3 protein-coding genes are annotated in these 2,986 nt (G+C 32.8%); 1 reads left to right on the forward strand and 2 read right to left on the reverse strand.

What is annotated here, in order from left to right:
• Positions 1–28: 28 nt before the first annotated feature.
• Both WBF61_RS08055 and WBF61_RS08060 read right to left on the reverse strand, forming a co-directional pair.
• Entirely contained in the window at positions 29–559 is a 531-nt protein-coding gene (locus tag WBF61_RS08055; RefSeq protein ID WP_424255487.1) for a hypothetical protein, read from the reverse strand.
• A gap of 120 nt (positions 560–679) precedes the next feature.
• On the reverse strand, positions 680–1,933 hold the full coding sequence (locus WBF61_RS08060) for an HlyC/CorC family transporter (RefSeq protein WP_424255489.1): 1,254 nt from the start codon (positions 1,931–1,933) through the stop codon (positions 680–682).
• A gap of 250 nt (positions 1,934–2,183) precedes the next feature.
• Here WBF61_RS08060 and WBF61_RS08065 point away from each other — a divergent pair, with 250 nt between their 5' ends.
• Complete coding sequence (locus tag WBF61_RS08065) at positions 2,184–2,981, forward strand: tryptophan-rich sensory protein (protein WP_424255491.1); 798 nt, start codon at positions 2,184–2,186, stop codon at positions 2,979–2,981.
• Positions 2,982–2,986: the final 5 nt, after the last annotated feature.

Here is a 2,986-nt window from a genome sequence, read left to right on the forward strand (position 1 = left end):
TCTAACTTTCAAATTTTTAGGTACTAAGCTACTTTTCAGCTTCTACTTTTCGTAAAACTTCAAAGAAGTAGATTCCAGTTGCATGATCATCAGCTTTCACTTTTGAATGATAATAGAGTGCCGCAGCATCCAAACTGTCCTGACTTTCCAATTTAACTTTTGCGTCTGCTAGTAAGTTCAGCGAAATTAAATAATAATAATCTCCATGCTTTACTGAAAGAACTGTATAAACTTTATCTTGAGAGTGTTTGCGTTCAATGATGTCATATTTTGGATAACCTTTATAATGATCAGATTGTTCGTAGTCGCGAGCTTGAATGATTTCATTTACCCCATCTTCGTCTTCAACTTTGACTATAGAACTAGAGAGGAAATGGGAGTCGCTAGCTACTACAAGCTTGGAAGGTCGATTGTCTTTAACATCTTTTTCAAGGCGTTCTATTGTAGAACCACTATAAAATGTGTTTCCTTCGATGAAGATATCCTCACTAACAGCTCTAGTGCAACCAACTAATAAAAAAAGTAATAGGGTATAGCCCAATAAATAGTCTTTCTTCATAAAAATCCTCCTTTTATATCTGATTATAATCGTTAACTCTGCTAGTGTATAGCATTTAAATAACAGTTAGAATAATAAAAAGAAAGGTTGGAGCTTAAGTCGCTCCAACCTTTCTTTTTATTATATTTCTTCTACTATTACTTCCAATACTCGATTGTTTTTTACTTTCATAACCTTGAGAAGGATATTTTTATAATTTAACTTATCTCCTTCATTAGGAAAATGTCCTAATAATTCTGAAATGAATCCACTAATAGTACTTGAAAAAAACACTTCATTATTTTGAAGATGAAATAAATCGAAAACTTTTTCAAGACTAGCCTCACCACGAACTAAATACTTGTCTTCAGCTATTAGAGTTATTTCTTCTTCGATATAATCCGTTTCATCCCATATTTCTCCAACGAGTTCTTCCAAAGCATCTTCCATAGTTACAATTCCTATTGTGCCACCGTATTCATCGACAACTACAGCCATATGAACTTTACTTTGTTGCATGATTTTCAACAAGCGAGATAATTTCATTTTAGCTGGAATATGAAGCACATTTTTCATCATTTCAGTGAGTGATAATGATTCTTCACCCTTTGCTTTTCTACGGATATAATAATTGAAATCTCTCTCATGTAAAACGCCTTGAACATTATCAACAGAGTCATCGTATAATAAAATCCGAGAGTAAACATTCTCGTCGAAAATTCGTTGTATTTCTTCATCTGAATCATGTAAATCAGCGGCTACCACATCGACACGTGGTGTAAGGATACTATCAACTTCTAAATCATGAAATTTTATAGCTGATCGAATTAGCTGATGTTCATCAACTTCTAGAGCTCCTCCAATTTCTGCTTCATCTATGATTGATAATAATTCTTCCTCACTAATGCTTACCTCTTCAGTATGTAGGTACTTGGCTATTAGATTGTTTAGGTTTGCGAAAATCCAATTAATTGGTTTTAGAATTTTCATTAAAACACCTAAAAACGGAGAAGCAAATTTTGCAACTATTTCTGGTCGATCTTTTGCAATTGCTTTAGGAGTAATTTCACCAAAAATCAAAACAAGAATGGTCATGACGATTGTAGAAATAGTTACACCGTATTGCGGAAAGTACTTAATAAAAAGAGTGGTCGCTAAGGCTGAAGAAGCAATGTTAACAATGTTATTCCCTACCAATATTGTAGACAAAACATTATTATAATCTTCTGTAAGTTTTAATGCTTTTTCTGCACGTTTATCTCCTTTTTTTGCACTGTTTCGCAACCGGATTCGATTAACGGATGTAAATGCTGTTTCCGATGAGGAAAAATATCCTGAAAACAAAATCAATCCTACTAAAATTACAATCGTCATTATATTACTATCACTGTCCATTAGACAGAATTCCCCCTTATGGTAAATACATATTTACATGAATTATACAACAAAAAGGTAGTGGAAATATAGTCATTTAATAAAACATAACAGACTAAACAGCGTTTTCTTTATGGAACAATGTAAAACAAAATAATCGAAAGAGTATAATAGCGACCTCGGACCATTCTATTAGACCTTTTTATATATATTCTTTATACTTTAATAAGAAATCAATTTCTAATAAAAATAGGAAGAAGGAGGAATTTTTATGAGTAGCACACAAAAAGCTTGGACAAATGGACTGTTTTTTTTGAGTACACTAGTCGTTAATGCGCTAGGAGCATTCGGAGTTATTAATGGATTGTCACAGAATGAGATTTCTGATAAGTATCTGACGTTAATCACACCAGCGCCATCTACATTTAGTATATGGAGCGTTATCTATATATTGCTAGGGATTTCGATTATTATAATGATTATAAAAAAAGATGATCCCTATTATCAGGCAGCATTAAATAAGATTTCGTTATTATTTATTCTTTCATCGCTATTAAATATCGCTTGGATTGTTGCTTTTTCTTATCTGCAACTACTATTATCAACAATTTTTATTTTATTATTTTCGGTAATTTTAACCTTAATCTGTATCAGATTGGTTGAAATTAATGATGGGAAACATCTTCTATTGCCAGTATCTTTTGGACTTTACGCAGGCTGGCTGTTTATTGCTTCCGTTGTTAATATAGCTGCGACACTTGTAAAAGCGAATTGGGATGGTTTTGGGATTGAGGTTGAACTCTTAGCATCTGGAACACTCATTGTAGCCATTTTCTTAGTTTTACTTGTTATGCGAAAGATACGCAATGTAATCTTTCCTTTACCTATTGCCTGGGCTTATTTTGGAATTCATAATTTTTTGACCGCTTCTGAGGGATTCAATGGTAAATTCCCCACACTTGAGATGGTAACACTAGTAGGATTAGGCGTATTCTTAGTAATCAGTGCGTACCAACTTTATAAAAATAGCTTTGCTTTGATTCCAAGAAAAGGAAATGCCTATAGATAAAATGA

Source organism: Carnobacterium sp. (assembly GCF_049673005.1).
GTDB lineage: Bacteria > Bacillota > Bacilli > Lactobacillales > Carnobacteriaceae > Carnobacterium_A.